The 19,448-nt window shown below is 61.8% G+C and carries 19 protein-coding genes; 10 read left to right on the top strand and 9 right to left on the bottom strand.

All coding sequences use genetic code 11. The features are described from left to right. Positions 1–17: 17 nt before the first annotated feature. The gene (locus tag AC0L3A_RS17330; protein ID WP_007599230.1) at positions 18–1,247 is read left to right on the top strand and encodes a citrate/2-methylcitrate synthase; all 1,230 of its coding nucleotides are present in this window, start codon (positions 18–20) and stop codon (positions 1,245–1,247) included. A 136-nt stretch (positions 1,248–1,383) separates the two neighbouring features. Here AC0L3A_RS17330 and AC0L3A_RS17335 read toward each other — a convergent pair whose 3' ends face one another. Continuing rightward, positions 1,384–2,043 carry a DedA family protein gene (locus AC0L3A_RS17335; protein ID WP_007599231.1) on the bottom strand — a complete coding sequence of 220 codons (660 nt, stop codon included), beginning with the start codon at positions 2,041–2,043 and terminating at the stop codon, positions 1,384–1,386. A gap of 309 nt (positions 2,044–2,352) precedes the next feature. Between AC0L3A_RS17335 and cobS the strand changes: the two genes are divergently transcribed. The 5 genes from cobS to AC0L3A_RS17360 all read left to right on the top strand — a co-directional run bounded on the left by cobS (position 2,353) and on the right by AC0L3A_RS17360 (position 8,390). Continuing rightward, positions 2,353–3,351, top strand: a complete 999-nt coding sequence (gene cobS / locus AC0L3A_RS17340; RefSeq protein ID WP_007599232.1) for a cobaltochelatase subunit CobS — start codon at positions 2,353–2,355, stop codon at positions 3,349–3,351. A gap of 145 nt (positions 3,352–3,496) precedes the next feature. Beyond that, positions 3,497–5,401 (top strand): cobaltochelatase subunit CobT, encoded by a 1,905-nt coding sequence (gene cobT, locus AC0L3A_RS17345; protein WP_007599234.1) that lies wholly within the window; start codon positions 3,497–3,499, stop codon positions 5,399–5,401. After that, entirely contained in the window at positions 5,398–6,471 is a 1,074-nt protein-coding gene (locus AC0L3A_RS17350; protein WP_473254833.1) for an esterase-like activity of phytase family protein, read from the top strand. Before cobT ends, AC0L3A_RS17350 begins: the two co-directional genes overlap by 4 nt. A 118-nt stretch (positions 6,472–6,589) precedes the next feature. Beyond that, complete coding sequence (locus tag AC0L3A_RS17355) at positions 6,590–7,702, top strand: NADH:flavin oxidoreductase/NADH oxidase (RefSeq protein WP_035993952.1); 1,113 nt, start codon at positions 6,590–6,592, stop codon at positions 7,700–7,702. 277 nt (positions 7,703–7,979) lie between these two features. After that, positions 7,980–8,390, top strand: coding sequence for a hypothetical protein (locus tag AC0L3A_RS17360; protein ID WP_007599237.1), 411 nt, complete (start codon positions 7,980–7,982; stop codon positions 8,388–8,390). A 244-nt stretch (positions 8,391–8,634) separates the two neighbouring features. Here the strand turns inward: AC0L3A_RS17360 and AC0L3A_RS17365 are convergent, their stop codons facing one another. The 3 genes from AC0L3A_RS17365 to AC0L3A_RS17375 form a co-directional block, all read right to left on the bottom strand. After that, complete coding sequence (locus tag AC0L3A_RS17365) at positions 8,635–8,880, bottom strand: PilZ domain-containing protein (protein WP_007599245.1); 246 nt, start codon at positions 8,878–8,880, stop codon at positions 8,635–8,637. A 177-nt stretch (positions 8,881–9,057) separates the two neighbouring features. Then, positions 9,058–10,395 carry a DUF2235 domain-containing protein gene (locus AC0L3A_RS17370; protein WP_007599246.1) on the bottom strand — a complete coding sequence of 446 codons (1,338 nt, stop codon included), beginning with the start codon at positions 10,393–10,395 and terminating at the stop codon, positions 9,058–9,060. A 287-nt stretch (positions 10,396–10,682) separates the two neighbouring features. After that, a complete protein-coding gene (locus tag AC0L3A_RS17375; protein ID WP_279664826.1) occupies positions 10,683–10,817 on the bottom strand; it encodes a hypothetical protein in 135 nt (44 codons plus the stop codon). 360 nt (positions 10,818–11,177) lie between these two features. Between AC0L3A_RS17375 and AC0L3A_RS17380 the strand changes: the two genes are divergently transcribed. The 3 genes from AC0L3A_RS17380 to AC0L3A_RS17390 all read left to right on the top strand — a co-directional run bounded on the left by AC0L3A_RS17380 (position 11,178) and on the right by AC0L3A_RS17390 (position 12,194). Further along, complete coding sequence (locus AC0L3A_RS17380) at positions 11,178–11,435, top strand: hypothetical protein (RefSeq protein WP_027515171.1); 258 nt, start codon at positions 11,178–11,180, stop codon at positions 11,433–11,435. A 1-nt stretch (position 11,436) separates the two neighbouring features. Then, a complete protein-coding gene (locus AC0L3A_RS17385) occupies positions 11,437–11,733 on the top strand; it encodes a hypothetical protein (protein ID WP_473254834.1) in 297 nt (98 codons plus the stop codon). Positions 11,734–11,915: 182 nt separating this feature from the next. After that, complete coding sequence (locus AC0L3A_RS17390) at positions 11,916–12,194, top strand: DUF1488 family protein (protein WP_018452941.1); 279 nt, start codon at positions 11,916–11,918, stop codon at positions 12,192–12,194. Positions 12,195–12,284: 90 nt separating this feature from the next. Here AC0L3A_RS17390 and AC0L3A_RS17395 read toward each other — a convergent pair whose 3' ends face one another. The 5 genes from AC0L3A_RS17395 to rpmB all read right to left on the bottom strand — a co-directional run bounded on the left by AC0L3A_RS17395 (position 12,285) and on the right by rpmB (position 17,730). Next, complete coding sequence (locus AC0L3A_RS17395) at positions 12,285–13,241, bottom strand: hypothetical protein (RefSeq protein WP_473254836.1); 957 nt, start codon at positions 13,239–13,241, stop codon at positions 12,285–12,287. Next, positions 13,238–15,154, bottom strand: a complete 1,917-nt coding sequence (locus AC0L3A_RS17400) for an ORC-CDC6 family AAA ATPase (protein WP_473254837.1) — start codon at positions 15,152–15,154, stop codon at positions 13,238–13,240. Before AC0L3A_RS17400 ends, AC0L3A_RS17395 begins: the two co-directional genes overlap by 4 nt. Then, complete coding sequence (locus AC0L3A_RS17405) at positions 15,151–16,356, bottom strand: metallophosphoesterase family protein (RefSeq protein WP_473254839.1); 1,206 nt, start codon at positions 16,354–16,356, stop codon at positions 15,151–15,153. The genes AC0L3A_RS17400 and AC0L3A_RS17405 overlap by 4 nt, the downstream gene beginning before the upstream one ends. Continuing rightward, positions 16,334–17,158, bottom strand: coding sequence for a DNA adenine methylase (locus AC0L3A_RS17410; protein ID WP_473254840.1), 825 nt, complete (start codon positions 17,156–17,158; stop codon positions 16,334–16,336). Before AC0L3A_RS17410 ends, AC0L3A_RS17405 begins: the two co-directional genes overlap by 23 nt. Before the next feature lie 260 nt (positions 17,159–17,418). Next, positions 17,419–17,730, bottom strand: a complete 312-nt coding sequence (rpmB, locus tag AC0L3A_RS17415; RefSeq protein WP_354159848.1) for a 50S ribosomal protein L28 — start codon at positions 17,728–17,730, stop codon at positions 17,419–17,421. A gap of 613 nt (positions 17,731–18,343) precedes the next feature. Between rpmB and AC0L3A_RS17420 the strand changes: the two genes are divergently transcribed. Beyond that, positions 18,344–19,153, top strand: coding sequence for a DUF3108 domain-containing protein (locus AC0L3A_RS17420; RefSeq protein ID WP_473254841.1), 810 nt, complete (start codon positions 18,344–18,346; stop codon positions 19,151–19,153). Positions 19,154–19,448: the final 295 nt, after the last annotated feature.

A 19,448-nucleotide genomic window follows, 5' to 3' on the forward strand; every position in this document is an offset into this window, starting at 1 on the left:
TGATTACATAAATCAATATGAAAAATTCGGAAGGTCTCTACCTCTCCGCCCGGGAAGCCGCCGCCGAGCTCGCGATCTCGCCGGCCACGCTCTACGCCTATGTCAGCCGCGGCCTGGTCCGCTCCGAGCCGACGCCGGACTCGCGCAAGAACCGCTATCGCGCCGAGGACGTCCGGGCGCTGAAGGAGCGCCGGGTGCCGTCGCCGGAGCCGCGCGGCCTGCGCAGCTTCGATGCCGATCTGCCGGTCATGGACACGGAGATCTCCACCATCACCGAGGACGGCGCGATCTATCGCGGCGTCAACTGCGTCGATCTCGCCGAAAACGATACGCTGGAGCACACGGCGACGCTGCTGTGGGACGTCTCCGGCGTCGATCCGTTCGCCCCGCATAATCAGCCTGCGATGTCCGACGAGATGCGCCTGATCGCGCAGGCCGCGCGCCGGGCGGCACCGATCGATCGCGCCATTGCCGTGCTGGCGCTCGCATCGAGCGCCGATCCCCGCGCGTTCACGCGTGCGCCGGATGGCCGCGCCATGGTCGGTGCGCGCATCGTCCGGCTTCTGGTCGCGACCATGCTCAACACGGATCCGTCCGCCGAGCCGCTGCACCAGCAGATCGCGAGGGCCTGGGCGCCCGACAACAAGCACGCGGCCGATCTCATCCGCCGCGCGCTGGTTCTGCTCGCCGAGCATGAATTGAACGCGTCCACCTTCACCGCGCGCTGCGCGGCCTCGACCGGCCTCAATCTTTATGATTCCGTCATCGCCGGCCTCGCCGCGCTGAAGGGACCGAAGCACGGTGGCGCCGGCGTGCTCGCCTCGCAACTCGTCAAGGCGCTGGTGGATCGTGACGTCGAGCCGATGGTCCGCGAACGCGTCGCGCTCGGCGAACGCTTTGCGGGCTTCGGTCACGGTGTCTACAAGCGGGGCGATCGGCGCGCGCAGTCGCTGCTGAATGCCCTGGCCCGCGCCGGCGCACCGCGCAAATTCACCAAAGAGGTGCCGGAGCGCATCGCGGAGGCGACCGGCGAACTCGTCAATATCGACTACGCGCTCGCGGTGCTCGTGCACGCGCTGCGCCTGCCGGGAGGCAGCGAGCTCGCGTTGTTTGCGATGGCCCGCAGCGTCGGCTGGGTCGCCCATGCCAGCGAGCAATTGCAGTTCGGCAAGCTGATCAGGCCAAGGGCAAGGTATGTGGGACCGGCACCGGGACGAAGGGCGGGGGTTGCGGATTCCAAGGGATAATCAAAAACCCTCATGGTGAGGAGCGCGGAACGCGCGTCTCGAACCATGCAGGCCCGGCTTTCGCCCGCGGCCATCCTTCGAGACGCCCGCCGTTGGCGGGCCCTCAGGATGAGGCGGTGCGCCTGGATACACTCTATCACCCCCGCGGCTTCGCCACCGCGACACCGCCGCCGTTCCGGCGGCGATAGATCCAAACCGCCGCGCCTACGACGATTGCCACGCCGACCACGGTCAAAATCCACATGTGCTTGTACGGATGCCCATGGTGCGGCAGCCCGGCATATTCGTGCAGGGCCGACACCGCCAAAACACCCGGCAGCACATGCGCCGGCGCCCAGACCAGGATTGCGGGGATGTTGATGGCGTAGAAGCGGGCCGGGGGCATGCCCAGCGCGCCCGCGGTGACCGGGACGAAGGCCCGGATCGGCGGCACGAAGCGGGCGAAGAACACCGCCCAGGTGCCGAAGCGGTGGAAGAAAGTCTCGCTCTGCTCGACCACACGCGGATAATTGGTCATCGGCCAGGTGTTGAGGATCTCCCGCTGCTGCCGGTGCCCGATCCAGTAAGCCGAACCATCGCCGAGCACTGCGCCGAGCGCTGCCGCCAGCAACACCCATTGCAGCCTGAGCTCGCCGCCTGGGACCAGGGCGCTCAGCGCCAGGATGATGGTCGAGCCGGGGATGACCGAGCCCACCACCGGAACCGCCTCCAGCAGGGCCGCCAGGAAGAGGGTCAGATAGGCCAGCCACGGATGGGCCGAGACGAATGAAATGAGGGGATCGAGAAAGGACGTCACATCGTCTCTGTGGTGGGATTGGGCCTTGGGGTTCGAACCCTACATTCGGACCCTACATAAGTAACGAGCGCCGGTAAAAGTGCCACCCGCGTGAGCAGGACCGTGCCCTCGGCACGAAATTCAGGCGTGATTCGCAGGGCAGCCTTCCAAAAATCGCGTTCCTTGCCTATCTAAATGAAAAGACAACGGAACTTTGATTGGGGGGCGGGCTTCTGCCCGCGGGTTGTCTCTGATAGGTTCGCGATCGCACCCAGCCGCAGCCAACGTGCAATAACTGGTCTCGGGATCGCCCGGGACCTCGGAGGATTGATGACGACCGCCGCGATGTCCAAAGTTGAGGAAGTTTCCGGTTTGCCCGACATGAAGGTGTCGGTGCGCCAGGTGTTCGGGATCGACAGCGATCTCGAAGTCCCCGCTTATTCCGAAGTCGATCCTCACGTCCCCGAAGTCGATTCCGATTACCGCTTCGATCGCGCCACCACGCTCGCCATTCTCGCCGGCTTCGCCCACAACCGCCGCGTCATGGTCACGGGCTATCACGGCACCGGCAAATCCACCCATATCGAGCAGGTCGCCGCGCGACTGAACTGGCCCTGCGTGCGCGTCAACCTCGACAGCCACATCAGCCGTATCGACCTCGTCGGCAAGGACTCGATCGTGGTCCGCGACGGCAAGCAGGTCACCGAATTCCGCGACGGCATCCTGCCCTGGGCGCTCCAGCATAACGTCGCCCTGGTGTTCGACGAATACGACGCCGGCCGCCCGGACGTGATGTTCGTGATCCAGCGCGTGCTGGAAGTCTCCGGCCGGCTGACGCTGCTCGACCAGAACAAGGTGATCAAGCCGCACCCGGCATTCCGCATGTTCTCGACCGCCAACACCGTCGGCCTCGGCGACACCTCGGGCCTCTATCACGGCACCCAGCAGATCAACCAGGGCCAGATGGACCGCTGGTCGATCGTCACCACGCTGAACTACCTCAGCCATGACGAGGAAGTGGAGATCGTGCTGGCCAAGGCCAAGCACTATCGCACCACGGAGGGCCGCGACATCGTCAACAAGATGGTTCGCCTCGCCGATCTCACCCGCAACGCTTTCGCCAATGGCGATCTGTCGACGGTGATGAGCCCGCGCACGGTGATCACCTGGGCGGAAAACGCCGACATCTTTAGCGACATCGGTTTTGCGTTCCGGGTCACCTTCCTCAACAAGTGCGACGAGCTCGAACGTCCTCTCGTCGCCGAGTTCTACCAGCGCTGCTTCAACGCGGAGCTGCCGGAATCGGCGGTGAACGTGGCGCTCAGCTGATTTCACGCGATATGTCGTCCCGGCGAACGCCGGGACCCATACCGCGTGATGTCTCGAGTGAAGCGCCGCCGATAATTTCTCCTGACGCAATGATCGCCGGTGGTTATGGGTCCCGGCCTTCGCCGGGACGACGGGTAAGGGCGAGATGAGCACCACCTCCAACTCCAAATTCCGCAACACCAAGGAAGCTCCGACCGAGCCGTTCAAGCGCTCGGTGGCCTCCTGCCTGAAGGCGATCGCCAAGGCGCCCGAGCTCGACGTCAGCTTCGCCGCCGAGCGTCCCGGGCTCGCACCGGGCAAGGCGCGGCTGCCCGAACCCGCGCGAAAAATGACCAGGCGCGATGCCGCGATCGTGCGCGGCCATGCCGACTCGATCGCGCTCAAGCTCGCCTGTCACGATCCGAAGCTGCATCGCAAGCTGATGCCCGGCAATCCGCAGGCGCGCGGCGTGTTCGAGGCGGTGGAGCAGGCCCGTGTCGAGGCGATCGGTGCGCGGCGCATGGCGGGCGTTGCGAAGAACCTCACCGCGATGCTCGACGACCATTTCCATCGCGGCAAGTTCGACGAGATCACCGATCGCGCCGACGCGCCGCTCGCCGACGCGCTGGCGATGCTGGTGCGCGAACGCCTGACCGGCATGGCGCCGCCGACGGCCGCCAAGAAGATGGTCGATCTCTGGCGTCCCATCCTCGAAGACAAGATCGGCAGGCGGCTCGATCGGCTCGATACCGTGGTCGAGGACCAGACCAGGTTCGGCGATGCCGTGCATGATCTCCTGACGGCGCTCGAGATCGGCGACGAGCGCAGCGCCGACAGCGAAGACAATGACGAGAACGACGAGAACCAGGACGGCGACAACGATCAGTCCGGCGCCGAGGGCTCGCCCGATTCCGACGCCGCGCAGGAGATGAGCGCTGATCAAGCCCAGGCGTCGAGCGAGGAGATGAGCGAGAGCGCGATGGAAAGCGCGCAGGCCTCGACCTCCGACACCTTCGACGACGGCGAACTCGGCGACGACGAGACGCCGGGCGAGGCGACGCGACCGAATTCGCACGGCAAGAACGAGCCGCGCGGGCCGGAATATCACGCCTTCGCGCCGAAGTTCGATGAGATCATCGCCGCCGAAGACCTCTGCGACCATGACGAGCTGGAGCGCCTGCGCGCCTATCTCGACAAGCAGCTCGCACATCTGCAGGGCATCGTCGCCCGTCTCGCCAACCGCCTCCAGCGGCGCTTGATGGCGCAGCAGAACCGCGCCTGGGAGTTCGATCTCGAAGAGGGCATCCTGGACCCCGCGCGCCTGTCCCGCGTGGTGACCGATCCCTATCACCCGCTGTCCTTCATGCACGAGAAGGAGGCGACGTTCCGCGACACCGTGGTGACGCTGCTCTTAGACAATTCCGGTTCGATGCGCGGCAGGCCGATCACGGTCGCGGCGACCTGCGCCGACATCCTCGCCCGCACGCTGGAGCGTTGCGGCGTCAAGGTCGAGATTCTCGGCTTCACCACGCGCGCCTGGAAGGGTGGCCAATCGCGCGAGGCGTGGCTTGCCGCCGGCAAGCCGGCCAGTCCCGGCCGCCTCAACGATCTCCGCCACATCATCTACAAGTCGGCCGATGCCCCGTGGCGTCGTGCGCGAAAGAATCTCGGCCTGATGATGCGCGAGGGGCTGCTGAAGGAGAACATCGACGGCGAGGCGCTCGACTGGGCGCACAAGCGCCTGCTCGGCCGGCCCGAGCAGCGCAAGATCCTGATGATGATCTCGGACGGCGCGCCGGTCGACGATTCCACGCTGTCGGTCAATCCCGGCAACTACCTCGAGCGGCACCTGCGCCACATCATCGAGGAGATCGAGACCCGCTCGCCGGTCGAGCTGATCGCGATCGGCATCGGCCATGACGTGACGCGCTATTACCGCCGCGCGGTGACGATCGTGGACGCCGAAGAGCTCGGCGGCGCCATCACCGAAAAACTCGCCGAACTCTTCAGCGAGACCAACACCGCGCCCACGCAGCCGGCCAACCGCCCGCGACGCAAATTGCATTCGTGAGCAAGCATCGATCCCGCCGCAGCTTTATCGGCCACGCGGCGGCGGGATTTTCCACTCTCGCACTGTCTCGTCTGGCGCAGGCACAGCCCGCGCCGAAGCCGGCGCTCATCGAGCACGCCGTCGCCGCGCCCGTTGGCATCGAGGTCAACGCGCGGCCGATTCCCAATTTCGAGCCGCGCGACCGCGCGCGCACGCGGTTCGGTTCGCTGGACTATCGCGGCGGCCTGGTGCTGACCTCGCCGCATCGCGGCTTCGGCGGCCTGTCCGGCTTCCGCTTCCTCGACACCAAAGGCGAGCGCTTTCTCGCGATCTCCGACCAGGGCACCTGGTTCACCGGTCGCATCCGCTATTCCGGGCGGAGCATGACCGGTCTCGACGACGTCGAGGCTGCGCCGGTGCTCAATGCGGAGGGGCGGCCGATCACGGAGAAGCGGCTGTGGTACGACACCGAATCGCTCGCGCGCGACGGCGACTTCGTCTATGTGGGGCTCGAGCGCGTCAACCAGATCATGCGGTTCGATTTTTCGAAGGGCGGCACGCGCGCCCGCGGCGAGGTGCTGCCGACGCCGCCGGCAGTGCGGAAGTTGCCCTATAATAAAGGGCTCGAGGCGCTGGTGTTTGTCCCCAAGGACATACCAAAGGGGCAGCCGCTCGCGGGCACCTTGATCGCGCTGTCGGAGGGCGGCTTCGATGCCGACGGCAATCTGATCGGATTCTTGCTCGGCGGCCCGACGCCCGGCCAGTTCAGCATTCGCCGCACCGAGCAGCAGCTGATCAGCGATGCGGTGCTGCTGCCCTCGAGCGATCTCCTGATCCTCGAACGCAAATTTTCCTGGTTCACCGGCGTCGATATCCGCATCCGCGCGATCCCCCTGAAATCGATCGCGCCGGGCGCATTCGTCGACGGCCCCGTGCTGTTCAAGGCCGATCTCGGCCACGAGATCGACAACATGGAAGGCATCGACGCCCACGTCACGCCTGACGGCGAGACCGTGCTGACGCTGGTGTCCGACGACAATTTCTCGATGCTCCAGCGCACCCTGCTGCTGCAGTTCGCGCTGGTGGAGTAGGGCGGCGCGGCCGCAATGCATGACGCTACGAGCCGCCATGCCCGCCGCGCGGCTGGCAATCGGCGCATCGCTCACTACACTCTGTCCAACTCCCCGCCCCATCCCGGAACTCCCCCGCATGAGCGTCCTGTTTTCCCCGATCAAGCTGCGCGGCCTGAATTTGAAGAACCGCGTCGTGGTGTCGCCGATGTGTCAATATTCGGCCGAGGACGGCGTTCCCACCGACTGGCACTTCACCCACATCAACAATCTCAGCCTGTCGGGCGCGGCGATGTTCTGCATCGAGGCGACCCATGTCGAGGCGATCGGCCGCATCACACCGGGCTGCCTCGGGCTCTACAGCGATGCCGCCGAGGCCGCGCTGAAGCAGATCCTCACCTCGGTGCGGAAACATTCCTCGACCGCGGTCGCAATGCAGCTCGCGCATGCGGGCCGCAAAGCCTCGAGCGCGCGGCCCTGGGACGGCGGCCAGCTGATCCCGCAGGACCAGGGCGGCTGGCAGACCGTGGCGCCGTCAGCGCTGCCGCACAAGGAGGGCGAAGCCGCGCCGCTGGCGCTCGACGCCGCCGGCCTCAAGCGCATTCGCGATGCCTTCGTCGAGTCGGCGAAGCGCGCCGATCGCATCGGCATCGACGCGATCGAGCTGCACGGCGCGCACGGCTATCTCCTGCATCAGTTCCTGTCGCCGATCTCGAACAAACGCACCGACGAATATGGCGGCTCGCTCGAAAACCGCATGCGCTTCCCGCTGGAGGTCTATGACGCGGTGCGCGCGGCATTCCCGCACGACAAGCCGGTCGGGATGCGGGTGTCGTCGACCGACTGGGTCGAGGGCGGCTGGGACCTGGCGCAGACGATTGAGTTCGCCAAGGTGCTGAAGGCGCGCGGCGTCGACTGGATCGATGCCTCCTCCGGCGGCGTCTCGCCGCTGCAGAAGATCGCGCTCGGCCCCGGCTATCAGGTGCAGTTCGCAGAGGCGATCAAGCGCGAGACGGGTTTGCCCACCATCGCCGTCGGCCTGATCACGGAGCCGAAGCAGGCCGAAGAGATCGTCGCATCCGGCAAGGCCGACATGGTCGCGCTCGCCCGCGGCATGCTCTACGACCCCCGCTGGGGCTGGCACGCCGCAGCGGATCTCGGCGGCGAGGTCGAAGCCCCCCCGCAATACTGGCGCTCGCAGCCCTCGACGCAGAAGGCGCTGTTCGGCAAGACCAATTTCGGGGCGCGGTGAGGGGGGCGAATGTGGCGCGACGACCGCGCCGCAAACTCGTCATTGCGAGGAGCCCTTGCGACGAAGCAATCCAGACTGCGTCCGCGGAAAGAGCCTGGATTGCTTCGCTGCGCTCGCAATGACGGTCGGGGAGGCATGCGCCCACGCAAAGGTCGCCGCGCTTGCGTCCTTTGGTCCTAAACCATCCCACCTCACGCATCCGTAAACCCTCTCACCTTCCACCTCCGCCAAATCTGGCCTAACCTCGCGTGCGTCCAACGCCTCGCGGAGGCCTGCCATGCGGTTTCGTATCCGGAAAGCTGCCCACGTCATCGAGCGCGTGGGGCTTGCGATGGCGGGCGCGGCGTGCGGGCTGTTCGTCGGCGCTTACGTGGGATCCGCTATACCCGCGCTCACCACGGAAGGCTTCCTGCTGCTGATGATGGTGCTGGGCTTCGTCGGCTTCTATCTCGGCATCGACACACCGCAACTGCCTTTCGACGAGGCCCACGGCGACATCGACGCCGCGGAACTGTTGAGCTCCGCCGGCACGCTCTGCGCCACATTCACTGCGCTCGCCTCCGTCGCCATCATCGTGCTCCGCCTCGAACCGCATATTGCGTGGAGCTGGTTCGCCCTGTTCGGCTGGATCGCCGGCGTCGCGATGCAGATCGTCGCGGGGGCAAAGGCGCGGATGCGGAAGTCGTGAATTTGTTGTGTTGGGAGAGATCGCGCCGCAAGCACAGTGCGTTCCCTCCCCCCTTGTGGGGGAGGGCTAGGGAGAGGGGTAGCCACACGGCGTGCTCTGTCGAATGAAGCGAGACTCTGTTGCCGTCACTTCGCAGGTCGCCGACACCTTTTGCTGGGCCACCCCTCTCCCCAACCCTCCCCCACAAGGGGGGAGGGAGCCGAGCGGAGTGTGGAGCGCGGCCTTGTTCAACAGCTGGAAGGACTCAAAACACCACGCCCACTTTCGTGCCGCGCTTCCACGCCACGCGGCAGCGCTTCTTGGTGTTGACATGCAGCAGCTCGAAGCGATCGGGAATCTTCACCTGGCCGCCGAGATCGACGCAGGCGCCGCCCGGCGAATAGTCGATCAGCGTGCAGGGGATCACCGGCGCGCGCGGGTCGGTGATGATCTTGGCCTGGCGGGACACGAGGCCTGCGGGTTTGACGCGGGCATGTCGGCGCGGATGCATTGGCACTCTCCTCCAATTTCCGCGGATGGCGCGGGTGGTTTGTCGATGATGCCAAGGAGTTGATTCGATCCGGCTAAAGCGGGGCGGAGAATTTTAATGAAAAGTATTGGCGAATGGAGAAAGGAGCGGTAGCGGGGTGCGGCTGCCATCAAAGCCCGTCCGTCATTGCGAGCGGAGTCACCCCACCACGATCTCCCCCGCCTCGCCTCCAGCGCCCACACCCGGCGGCACCGGCATCGGCACCGTCACATAATCCTTCGGCAGATTCACCGGCCGATAACCGGGCTCCACCGCCATCCGCTTCAACACGCTCTCATGCACATGCGAGCCTTCGGGAATGAGGCGCGGTTCGCAATCGGGAATGTAGAGCCCCATAAACACCTTCCGCTCCGGCCATTCCTTGTAGGTCGCGCTCTTCGGCAGATACTCCAGCACGCGCCAGGGCGCCGTCATCGAATTGTGCAGCTCGCCCGTCTTGCCGGTGTAGGCCGGCTCCACATATTGAAACGGTGAGTTCTTGCGCTGGATGCCCCAGGCGAGCTGGTTCACCGTGCGCGGGTTGAAGTTCAGCCCGGCCTTGGCCGCCTCCTCGATCATCCAGAGCAGCGGATATTTGGACTCGCCGCTCTCGGCTTCCGGATAGCCGCCGCCGACGTCGCAATGCACGCCGGCGAACCACACCTGCAGGATGTCCTGCGGCTCCTTCTTGTCGTCGGGCACGAAGCGGTTGCGCCAGTAATCCTGCGGCTCCTCATACTGCTTGAGGCGGAACATGCAGCGCCGCTCGTCGATGGCGATCGCCTGGCGGAAGATGTTGACGCTGGGATTGCGCAGCGTGAAGGCGAGCTCCTCGAAGCTCGGCAAATAGCCCCGGTCGGCGCGCGGCACGATCACGCTCGCCACCGTGTCCCAGACGCCGATGAAGTGGATGGTCGGCCAGCGCGACGAGGTGATGCGTGCGAACTGGGCGGCGAGATCGAACTTGTTTTTCGGCAGCGGCCCGCTGTCGTCAAAACCCTCATCGACGAGGTCGCTGACATCGTTGCCGCGCCCGGTGCCGGAATATTGCTTGTAGGCGACGAGGCCACTGCCTGCGAGGTTGGCCTGCTCCGGCGAGATCAGGCCGATCTTGTGGATCAGCCCCGCCAGCACGCGCACGGTATAGGCGCCGCGCGAGAAGCCGAACAGGTAGATCCTGTCGCCCGGCGCGTAGTGCTCGACCAGGAAGCAATAGGCCGACAGCGTGTTGTCATCGAGCCCGTAGCCGGTGGCGAGCCCCAGCACCAGATTGATGTTGGCTTTCCAGCGGTGCCACGTCGACGGCTCGGTCACCGTGCCGACCCCGGGATCGTAGAACACCATCTGCCGCGGCCGCGTCTTGTCAGTCTTGCGCAGGCAGCGATACAGCTTCAGGACGTTGGAGATGTTTTCGGAAATCTCGTTGCCGGTGCCGTCACAGCAGATGACGAGATTTTTCGGCTCGGATGTGTGGTCGGCGTTGCGCTCGTGCTCCACAGGATACCCCTCCCGCTGATGCTACCCGGGCGAGTATAGCGGAAAAGCGCGGGGAGAAGGAGATGTATGGCTGGAAGCTCGACTGCGGCCGTCCTTCGAGACGCCCGCCTGCGGCGGGCCCTCAGGATGAGGGATGAGTATGCGGCGGCATTTCAACGCAGATGGGTGCAGCCAAGCCTCATCCTGAGGAGACCGCGAAGCGGTCGTCTCGAAGGACGAGGCGCTCGCTCAGGCGCCGCTGAGGCGTCCCATGCGAGAGCCCCGCCGTTGTGAAAGAGGCCTCGCCGCTACTTCTTCTTCCCCTGCCCGATCTCCGGCTGCCACGCCGCATCCTTGCGGCTGGGCGCTGCGGCGCTGGTCTTGATCTTGTCTTTTTTCGGCTTCTTGGTCTCGCGGTTGCTGCGTTGTTGTCCCTTGGCCATGACGTCGTCTCCTCCTGGGTTTCGAGTTCGTCCGCGTACGAGATCGGCGCTGCAATGGTCGCTGGGCATGACGACGAGACGCCTCCGCCCGAGCCATTGAAGATCGCCGCCGCGCACACGAGGCGCGAAAGATGCAGCGCAACATCGACGCGCGGCAATTGCGTGAGCTGCGCTGACGTGGTCGAGCGTACGCCCGCGCCCTGCCGATGGCGAGGACTAAAACGCCGCGCGCGAGTGTCGCGCTTGCAGCTTAAGTCCCGGCCCGCGCTGACATAAAGCTGGCTATTGCCGGGTAACAAGCGCATGGTTCGCCACGGCTGGCGTCGGTTGGGGCCCCTTCTTTGCGAAAGGCAGGCGCGCATGACCATCCGCTCGCGGCGAGAAACCATCACCTTCAAGCATCCATTCCACATCCGCGGCCTCGAGCGCGAATTGCCGGCCGGCGCTTATGAGGTCGTCACCGACGAGGAGATGATCGAGGGCCTGTCCTTCGCATCCTATCGCCGTGTCGCCACCATGATCACGGTGCCCTCCGAAGGCGTGCGCGGTGCGACGGAGATGCTGTCGATCGGCTCGGTCGACCTTGCGGATGCCCAACGTATCGACGCGAGTGCCTGAAATGACTGAAATTCCGGTCGATCTCGACAGCCACCGCGGCATGGCCGCCCAGAAGGCAACCGATCTGCGCCGCGCGCTGGCCGATGTCGAGGCCCAGGTCAGGGAGCTGCGCGAGCGCGAGGCCGAGCTCGAAAACCGCATGATGTCGGTGCCCGCCACGTCCTGGCCGGAGGCCGCCGTGAAGGCCCGCCATCTGCTCAATCTCTATGCCGCGAGCCTCCCCGCCGAGGACACCCGTCACCGTGCGCTGGTCGCCGCGCTGTTCGACGATTTCGCAAGGCTCAACGGCGACGGCTGAAGGCGGCCAACTCGTGGCGCTATAGCGCAGCGCTCGCAAACACAGGCGTCGTCCTGGCGAAAGCCAGGACCCATAACCACCGAAGTCAGCTGTTGTGCAAGCTTGTGCCACAGCGTGCTTCGAAGGCTGACCGGCGCCCCGGTGCGCAATTGCACGCCGCGCGGACGCCAAAGGAGTACCCCATGACGCTCACCAGCAGCCGCTTCATCGCCCACGACCAGGACCGCGGCATCGTTCAGTTCTCGATGCAGGACGGCGCGAAGGAGATCGCCTGCGCGATCTCGACGTCCGCCATGGACGACCTCGAGCGCGGCCCGCGCGCCAGGCCCAGCGAGCGCGAAGAGCAGTTCACCCGCCTGCGCGAACGCATCGAAGCCTGCACCGGACGCAAATATCAGGCGACGGAGTTCGAGGGAACGCCGCCGGGGATCGTGCTGCGGAGCATTGATTTTCGGGGGTAGGGAGTTGCGATGCCGAGAGTATCGCATCAACCTCCGCAACGAGCGTTAGCGCCAAAGCGAAGGTCAATTTCGCTGATGCCCCCGGCTTCGTCACCGCACCGCGTCGTGGCGGTCCCTAACTACGGTGACAGCCATTCCTACCAGTAGGCCCTCAGCGGCTATGTCCTGATAGGTTCCGACCGGCGCAACCGAATATCGAAGAACTGAGACCTGAGGCTGATGCAGACGTCCAGCAAGGATCATTGCCGCACTTAAAATCTTCGGTCCCATAGGTACGGCGACTATCGAGCTGTTATGCTTTGTAGCAGAAATTAAGCTAGATATATCGTCGTACGCCCCAGCCATGTCCTGCAAAAAGTAATCAACTATCTCGTAGTTTCTCTCTCCAAAATCAAACCCAAAGTTCGCATCGCGAACCGCGTCCTTGAATCGCTCATCGACCCCGTTGGGCCGAAAGATAAAGCTGATGTCCGGTTCATGCGACTCTAATATGCTCAGCGAAACTCCATACTCATAGCCAAGACCAAGAAGCGCAACCCTCTCAAGGTCTGGCGCCGCTACCTGGCCGGCGATCGATGGGTGCACAGCGCTCGAGTGTCGGATCGGAACCAGATTGCTTTTTGGTTCAACAAATGCTGAGGGCGAATACAAGACGAACATAGTCTCGCCGTGTTGAAGCTCATCCAATCCTTTGAGCAGTACGCGCGCCATGAGAGATCGGTCCATTGATGAAACATCAACGGCTAACTTCGCCGACCCGTCAATTGTTCTCATTGTTGATATAGCGCGTGAGAGTGCTTGCTCAACAACTCCGTATATGTCGGAGACGACGACAAATTCGCTGTCTTGAGCGAATCTCTTATTCTCCTCGAACGAGAGGACCTGTCCAATCGAATACTCGATTGCAATAGTTTTGTTGGAGGACCACTGACAGGACTCGGCCGCAAAGCGCGATCTAGATTCGTAGCCAATGCAGTAGACGAATAGAGCGTCACACAGAGTGTCCGTTGAGAAAGAAAGATTTCTGACAACTAGTCGCTCGCTCATATCGATGTCCTGTTGAAGAGGTCATCTTGGGTGAGCGCTCGGCGTGAGGTCCGAGGGCGTCGAGTGGAAAGAATTCTACTAAGATTTGCGGGGCCGCCGATTGTTAATGGAAGATGATAGAGAGGGCAAAGAAGATACGAAAACCGAAGTCTAGCTTCCTTTATTGAGCCATGGTCAAAGAGGCCACTTTCATCCGATAGCATGACGAACGCCCCCTGGTTCATGGCAATCCCAATTGCGTCCACGTACTCTTCCGGGACCGCATTATCGATGCGGAAAGTAAGTGGAGGCTCGGGCTTGAAGACTGCTCCCGTGACCTCACTTGAGAAGAAACCGCCAATAGCCTCAATTAGGTCGATTATCGACATATTCTGAATATTGTTTGTTGGATCTACGACGCGAATTGTCGACAGCAGCGATACATATTTTGCGATCGTTTCCTCAACAAGAACGGCTTGGTCCTCGAAGGGAATAGATTTCGAGGACCCGAAATAACGCCGAACGAGCGGACGCATAAGCGAGATTGTAATACGAGGGTTGCCCTCACACATCGTGAGGAGGGAGTCGTAGCCCAGGTAAATATCCGCAAGAGCCTTTCTGCTAGGCGGTCGCTCCCCCATCGATTGATCCGGCCGTGTAAACGAACTCAGCGGGCCATACGCCAGCCGGCAAGCAACCTGCCAAATGTATTTTCGTGCTTTGCCGGCGCGTTGGTTTTCACTGCTAAGGTGCATCTGATCTAGGTCGATATCGCGGTCGCGGAGGAATTGCGCAAATGCGAGGTCGCGTTCGAGTAGTGCCTTGAAGCGACGATAGTGACTTCCGTCCGGCGGCCTGTATGAATTCTTTTGCTGGGGGGAGGTATTTGCCTCGGTTATCGGCGAGCGGCCCAAGACTTCTGGCCCAAGCGCTCCCGAACTTGGTCGCTTGGCCCGCGTCTCTGCAACTATGAGAGCTTCAAGCAGTCGCGCACTGAATCGTCGCGCATCATTTCTTTTTGCGTCGTGTTTGGTTGTGAATCCCAGATTAATTGGTGTGTAGTCATTTCCCGACATCGGGCCATCCTTGCCCAGTCCGCGCCAATCGATCTTGGAAAAAGGGCTTGTCGCGAGTTTGAGCACCATTCGCTGATCGATCGATCGGAAACCGGAGAAAAGATAATTCTGTAGCTGATCAGGCATGATTTCGAGTTCGTCGATGCAAAGCGACCAGATCTTCGTCGGAGATGTTGTTATCTCATTGAACAGCGATACGAATGCCTCGCAAGTTCCGATAGGGTCGTGAGATAAATACTGAGCATGGTCCAATATTTGCTCCGGCGCGACCTGTTGCCCGTGCTTGATCTTCGCAAGAAATCGGTTCATCTCGCCGAGTTGCCAATATAGCCGCGAGCGAACCTCTAGGAATGAGAGTGTGTTTTCGCCGAGGTCCCAAACCGACGACAAAGATCGGGAAAGTTCGGGCTCTCCATCTTTTAGGTCGACGAATTGATGCGACAAATTCTCTATGTCGCGCAGATGCGGGTTGGATATTTCCTTTGCTGTGTCGAGGCAGGCAAATTTTACTCTGAACGACAGCAACGCCTTAGAAAGTAGATCGATTGAAGCGCGATTGTTATCTGCGGCTGAGCCGCCGACGATAAATTCTAGTTGCCGGTCTGCTCCCACGTAGATAGGACAGAAGCGAAATCGCCGCAGGGCATTGGCTTGGCTTCGGTTCTTCCATGCAACTGCTTGCGCACCAACCTTTAGCATCTTGAGAAGGGTTGTCTTTCCACTTCCGCGGGGGCCGATGAGGAGCGAGTTTGTCTGCTCGCATAGTGCGGCGAATTGCTTCTCTCGAAGAATGAAGGTTTCTGCGATGGTTTGTGGAGCGACAAATCTCGCGTTGTAGGACTCGAAAGGGTCTCTCATGTGCCCACTCCGTCCTTACGAAACTGGCTCTCTCCGAAGGGCACAGTGATTGTGCAGCGAATGTTCTGCTCTTTGAGTTCGCGAAATACTTGATCGAATATCCTTCGGCTTACAAACTGCAAGTGCGGATGCACTGTGCTTATCTGCTCCATAGTGACATGAGTGCTCTGAGCAGAGACGAACTCACGGATCACCTTGGTGAGGGATGCAATATTATCCCTGCAACCGAATCCAAGTCCGTCAGGTATGTTCTGACCATCTGGAGTCTTCTGCCACTCACGTCGGTGGACCCAGGACCACGCCCTCACCGTACCGCAAGGCCACCATCCATTTGTCTTATCCGCGTCGGTCTCGAGTGTAACATGATAAAATTGGTTGGGCGCCTCGGCCGATATAGGTGAAGTTATCTTAGCTGAAATGCTTCCCGCCGAGAAGATTAGAGGTGGGAAGCTTTCATCAGGGCCATAGGTGACTTGAGGATAGTGCTGATGGCCATGAATGATGAGCCAACTTGAAGCAGTAGCGTCAGTCAGCGCGGCAACGAGTTTCCCACCGGCCTGCATTTCACTATAATCGGCATCGTAGATCGCGTCGTTGCGATATGGATGATGGTGCGTAAATAGAATATTGGTCTGAAACTTTTTCTTTGCGACTTCTTCGACAATTGCTTCTATCGTTCGGCTGCTGACACGGCCGTGTCGGTACTCGACGGAGGTGCCTTGTTCCTCGGAATGGAATCCATGGAATGCGGCGCTGTTCAGGTTGACTACACGCACCGATTCCTGCTCGATGATGTGATAATTTCGGGCCCAATATTTGTCCGCGACATTTTTGGCGCCGGGAAATGGGGGGTCCAAGCTCTGCAGGTGTCCCTTGGGGTCAAAGTTGCTGAATTTAAGACGGGAATCTAGGTCATGATTTCCGGCGGTGCTTAGCAGTAGTTTTGCTTTGACTGCTTTCTTGAGGTCCACGAGTTCGCGCCATGCAAATGTTTGTGCGTCGGGATCGGCTTGATCGGCAATATCTCCGGGGCACAGAATCCAATCAACTGAGAGTCCCTCCTCCTTTAAGATTTCAGGAATCAATCGGATGGGATTGGTTGGATTGTCTTTGCTTGACGCAACAAGAAATGACGGCTCTCGCGCAGCTTTCTCGGAGGGGCGGTATGCGTGGAGATCGCTAAGAATGAGGATTCGCGTCATAATAATCGAAGTTCGTTGTCAATACTTCGACGGCATTCTTCCGCGCGTCAGCGAAGCCGCTAATATTTCGGCGTACCGTAATCAGGCTTTGATGCCATCGCTTTCTGAGGAGAAACTTGCTTGCCAGGGCGCTGTCGTATGTTAGCGCGAATTGACCGCCGGCGTCGTCGATCGCCTCGAGGCAACTTAACAATCGATTGATGTCCGGCTCGCCAAACGCTGAACTGTCGTATTCTGTAAACGGTCTCCGCCGTTTGATTGCGTAGGGCGGATCGAGGAAAAAGAAGGCTTTGGGTTCGAGATGTTTCTTTATGCAAGTCTCGAAATCGGTAACGCGAAATTTTGCTGACGTAAGGACAGAGGCAGCCTCTAGGAATTCTTCCTTACTGAGCATCCTCCCAGTGCGGGATTGGGAGAACGGAACATTGAATACACCCTGCTTGTTCGTCCTATAGAGGCCGTTAAAGCAATTCCGGTTCAGATAGTAAAAATACGCCGCCCGCACCAACGTGTCTTTGGTTTCAGCGATCTCTTTCCGTACGCGTAAATAAGTTGCCTTCGTGCGACGGAGTCGATTCGAGATCGCAAAAACGTCGTGCGGTTGCCTGCGACTGCACTTGTAAAAGTTAATCAAGTCGGAGTTGATGTCAGAGAGAACGGCTTTCTTCGGTCTCTGATCGAAAAATAGCGCAGCTGATCCGCAAAACGGCTCAACATATAAGAAGCTGTCGCTAGGGAACGCTTTTCTCAGCGGCTCCAGCATTTGTCGTTTGCTTCCTGCCCACCGAAGTAATGGTCTCACGCCGCGAGCGCCCGAAATGGATGATTAAATTGACTTTTCGCTGCCACAATAGCTTGCAACTTGAGTTGCCTACAAGTTACGGCTGCTAGAAATGTTAGCTGCCACCATTGATATCACCAGTTGTTTGCTCGTCTGAGCGCTTCTCCGCTGCACTGCGCACAAACAAAAACGGCCGGATCTTCCGATCCGGCCGTCACGCAAAACTTGATCCAGCTAAGCCTACGCCTCGCGACGCAAGCCTCCGCCCAATCCGAAAATTCTCAGCTCGCCTTCTTCGCCGGCGCGGGAGCAGGGCCGACCTTCTTCTGGATGGCGCGCTTCAGCTCGAGGGCGCGCGGCGACAGCACGGCGGCCTTGGCCTTGAGCAGGAAGGGATCGAGGCCGCCATTGTGGTCGACGCTCTTGATCGCGTTGGTGGAGACGCGCAGGCGCACGTTGCGGCCCAGCGCTTCGCTGATGAAGGTCACGTTGACCAGGTTCGGCAGGAAGCGGCGCTTGGTCTTGATGTTGGAGTGGCTGACCGTGTGGCCGACCTGGGGGCCCTTGGCCGTCAATTCGCAGCGGCGAGACATGGCAAAATCCTCAATCTTTCCCAACGATGTGCGGCCGCCATTCGGGGCGCCACGGGCAAATTCTCTGTCCTTGCAGGGAGCGGGCGGACGTATAGGGGGGAAGCGGCGGGACGTCAAGGTTTTGGGGCGGCTGGGATGCCAGTTTCGCGCCCAGCACTCGGTGTCATCGCCCGCGAAGGCGGGCGATCCAGTATTCCGAGAAAGCGCGGCTAGAGTCGAGGGGCCGCGGCGTACTGGATGCCCCGCCTTCGCGGGGCATGACAGGCGGGGCATGACAGCGGTGGAGGTGGCGGGGTGAGGTGCGCGGTTCTGACCCGCCCCGATCACCAAAACGGCAATGATTATCGCGCCTTACCATCACATAAAGGGCGTATTCGCGCCCGAAGAGTCCAGTGGAGTTCCGGACGCGGATAGGCCCGGACACATTGCTTGGCGCGCTATTTGGCTTAAGTAACAACCGTTCGCGCCCCGATTGGATTGTTTCGTGCTCACAACGCCTCATCTTGCGCCAAGTCTGCGTCCAAATGAGCTGCGCCCAAATGAGCTGCGCTCAGCGAAGCGGCGCGCAAGGAATCCACGCGCAAGTCATCCGCGCTCTGCCGGCCGCTGGGTCATGGCGGCCCTTGGCGGGCTGGTCTTGGCGTGGGCGGCGGAGCCCGCGGCGGCGCAGGGCAAGCTCGAGGCGCAATACGAGGCGACGCTGTCGGGCATTCCCGTCGGCCGAGGCGCCTGGAACATCGACATCCAGGACGATGTGTTCGCGGCCGCGGCCTCCGGCGGCACTTCGGGGCTGCTGAAATCCTTCGCGGGCGGGTCGGGCACCGGCGCCTCGCAAGGCCGCGTGGTCAACGGCGCGCTGGTCGCGACCGGCTACCAGGCCTCCACCACCACCTCGAAGAAGACCGAAGAGATCCGCATCACGCTCGACAAGGGCAATGTGAAGGATTTTGCCATCCTGCCGGAGCCGCCGGTCGATCCCGACCGCATCGTCGTCACCGACGCGCATCGCCGCGGCGTCTGGGACCCGATGACGGCCTCGCTGGTGCGCGTCTCAGGCACCGGCGACGTGCTGTCGGCGGACGCCTGCCACGGCAGCGCCGCCGTGTTCGACGGCCGCATGCGCTACGAGCTCAAGCTCGATTTCAAGCGCATGGAAAACGTGAAGGCGGAGAAGGGCTATCACGGCCAGGTCGTGGTCTGCTCGCTCTACTTCGTGCCCATCGCCGGCTACATTCCCGACCGCCCCGTGATCAAATATCTCGCCGCCCAGCGCAATATCGAGGTCGCGTTCGCGCCGATCGCCGGAACGCGCATCCTGGTCCCGTTCTGGCTGAAAGTGCCGACGCCGCTCGGGCCGGCCATGCTGGAAGCCACCAGCTTCATCACCACGGCCCAGCCGCCCAGGATCGCGAAGACGCAGTAGGGCGCTGCAGTTGCCGCTGCCGTAGCCCGGATGGAGCGTAAGCGTAATCCGGGTTCTTTGCTTCGGCCCCGCATTCCGCTTCGCTCCATACGGGCTACGACCCCGCCTTTTTGGTAAAAATAAACATCAATGATTTCAATGGCATCCCTACTGTGCATGGGGTTGTTTTCGCACTTTTTGTTTGGGAGGGCTCCAGGGCCGGGAATCCATTTGACTCCTCCCCGATTCTGATTCGACTCCGCGCCGTCCCCAGCTTTAACGAATCCGCCACCGAAACGTCGCTTGTGCGGCGGGC

The sequence above is a fragment of the Bradyrhizobium sp. MI1.3 genome (assembly GCF_055811695.1).